Origin of the sequence: Pacificibacter sp. (genome assembly GCF_039769035.1) — a bacterium.
Classification (GTDB): domain Bacteria; phylum Pseudomonadota; class Alphaproteobacteria; order Rhodobacterales; family Rhodobacteraceae; genus Celeribacter.
In genome coordinates this window covers 1-2,959 of the sequence record NZ_JBDMZG010000202.1, presented here as the reverse complement: position 1 = coordinate 2,959, position 2,959 = coordinate 1, and the positions used below count along the sequence as shown (strand labels likewise).

Genomic DNA, 2,959 nt, shown 5'->3' with positions numbered 1-2,959 from the left:
GGTTAATCTGCGGCGCCCATTGCCCGTCATCAATCAAACCTTCAGCCTTGCCAGACTTGATGTTGGCAATCGCTTCTTCAAGCATGGATTGGTAAAGCTCGTAGCCCACCTCACGCATCTGCCCCGATTGTTCTTCGCCAATCAAATTTCCTGCGCCGCGAATATCAAGGTCTTGGGATGCCAAGGTGAAACCGGCGCCGAGTGTATCAAGGCTGCCAAGTACGCGCAGACGTTTTTCGGCGGTTGGTGTCAGCTTCGCGCGGGGTTTCGTGGTCAGATATGCATAGGCACGGGTTTTGGATCGGCCGACGCGCCCACGAATTTGGTACAGCTGCGACAGACCAAACATGTCAGAGCGGTGCACAATCATTGTGTTGGCGGTCGGAATATCGATGCCCGACTCCACAATCGTTGTCGCTAAAAGCACGTCGTATTTGCCGTCATAAAACGCGTTCATTGTATCATCGAGTTGACCCGCAGCCATCTGACCGTTTGCCACGATAAAGCTGACTTCGGGAACTTCTTCGCGCAAGAACTCCTCAATCTCGGGTAGATCAGAGATGCGCGGAACCACATAGAACGACTGCCCACCGCGATAATGCTCACGTAGAAGCGCCTCGCGGATGGTGACCGGATCAAATTCGCTGACGTAGGTTCTGATTGAAAGACGGTCCATCGGCGGCGTGCCAATAATCGACAAGTCGCGCACGCCGGAAAGTGACAATTGCAGCGTCCGCGGGATGGGCGTGGCGGTTAGCGTAAGAACGTGGACATCTGTTCGCATCTGTTTCAAACGCTCTTTGTGCTGAACGCCGAAATGCTGTTCTTCGTCAATAATAAGTAGCCCAAGACGTTCAAAACGAACAGATTTTGCCAGCAGCGCGTGGGTGCCAATAACAATGTCAACGGTGCCGCGATTGATACCGTCACGTGTCTCACTGGCCTCTTTTGCAGACACGAAGCGAGACAGCTGTCTCACCTCTAACGGAAAACCACGGAAGCGTTCGGCGAATGATTTGTAGTGTTGGCGCGCCAGTAGCGTTGTGGGCGCGATGATAGCGACCTGTACGCCCGACATTGCCGCGATAAACGCCGCGCGCATGGCGACTTCGGTTTTACCAAAGCCTACATCGCCACAAATGAGGCGGTCCATGGGTTGGCCGCTGGCCAGATCGTCAAGCACGTCGCCAATGGCGCTCAGCTGATCGTCAGTTTCTTGGTAAGGAAAGCGCGCCGAAAACGCATCCCACATACCTGAGGGTGGCTCCATCATCGGCGCCGTGCGCAAGGCGCGCTCTGCCGCGACACGGATCAACCGATCAGCGATCTGGCGAATACGTTCTTTAAGTTTAGCTTTCTTGGCCTGCCACGCACCACCACCCAACTTGTCAAGCAAGCCCTGATCGTTGCCAAACTTGGACAACAGCTCAATGTTCTCAACGGGCAAATACAGTTTTGCCGCTTCCGCATATTCAAGCGACAGACACTCATGCGCCGCCCCTGCGGCTGTGACAACTTCAAGGCCCATGAAGCGACCAACACCGTGATCAACATGCACGACCAAATCACCGGGGCTAAGGCTTTGGGTCTCGGACAGGAAATTATCCGCGCGGCGCTTTTTCTTGGCGCGGCGGATCAGCCTGTCCCCTAAAACATCTTGCTCTGAAATGACGACCATTTCAGGGCTTTCAAACCCGTGATCAAGCCCCCAGACCGCAAGGTGAACGCGACCGTTGGCGATATCACCAGCGTTTGAAATCAGCGCCAGATCAACCAACCCCTCATCGGCGAGAAGCCCGTGCAACCGTTCCCGCGCGCCTTCGGAATATGAGGCAATAATTACAGGGCGGTCTTGAAGTGTTGCTTTAATATGTGCTGATAAGCTACTGAATAGGCTTATACTTTCTTGCTGACGTTCGGGTGAGAAATTCCGTCCAATTCTCCCACCCGCATCAATAACACCCGCACCTGTAGATTGCGGCAAAGCAACCAGCTGAAGCACGCGCCGCTCAGATGTAGCCGCGGTCCATGCGTCATCATCAAGATAAAGACCCGCAGGATGCGCCGGCTTGTAAACAGTGCCCAAGCGTTTCTTCTGCTTCAGCGCCTCTTGGCGGTTTTCGTATTGATCAACGATGCTGGCCCATCTGGCGTCACGCATGGCAGCACTTTGATCATCAAGCGCAATTGCCGCGTTGGGCACATAATCAAACAGGGTCTCAAGATGATCGTGGAAAAACGCCAACCAATGTTCGATGCCGGCGTGTTTGCGCCCTGCACTTACGGCCTCATAAAGCGGATCGTCTGTGCCTGCCGCGCCAAATTCAATACGGTAAGTCTGGCGAAAGCGCGTAATCGCAGGTTCGTCCAAGATAACCTCGGACACTGGTGCCAATTCAACAACCGACAGCTTTTCCGTGGTGCGCTGTGTTGCCGGATCAAACCTGCGGGCGCCGTCCAACACGTCCCCAAAGAGGTCAAGCCGCACTGGCCCCGATTGCCCCGGAGGATAGACATCAATAATGCCGCCGCGGACCGCATAATCACCAGGCTCTACGACAGTGGGGCTTTGGGTGAAGCCCATGCGCACCAAAAACGCTCGCAACGCCTCTTCATTCACTTGGTGCCCGACAGTTGCGATAAAACTTGCCCCTTCAAGCACGCTGCGCGCAGGGATGCGTTGGGTCGCGGCATTAAGAGTGGTCAGCAAGATAAACTGTTTCGGCCCACCCGCCACGAGCCCCGCCAGAACCGCCATCCGCGCCGCAGAGACATCTGCATTGGGCGATGTGCGGTCGTAGGGCAGACAATCCCACGCAGGAAAGCTGATAACTGGGACGTCAGGTGCGAAAAACGCCAAAGCCTCGCGCATCGCTTCAAGGCGTTTGTCATCACGCGCCACGTGAATAACGCTACCACTTTTTTCGTACTCTCGCAGAAGTAGTTGGGCGTCATAGCC

Annotated in this window: 1 protein-coding gene; it reads right to left on the bottom strand. The window is 55.1% G+C overall.

What is annotated here, in order from left to right:
* Positions 1-2,959: transcription-repair coupling factor (gene mfd / locus ABF287_RS16290; protein WP_347186054.1), on the bottom strand; the 2,959-nt coding region annotated here is incomplete at both ends.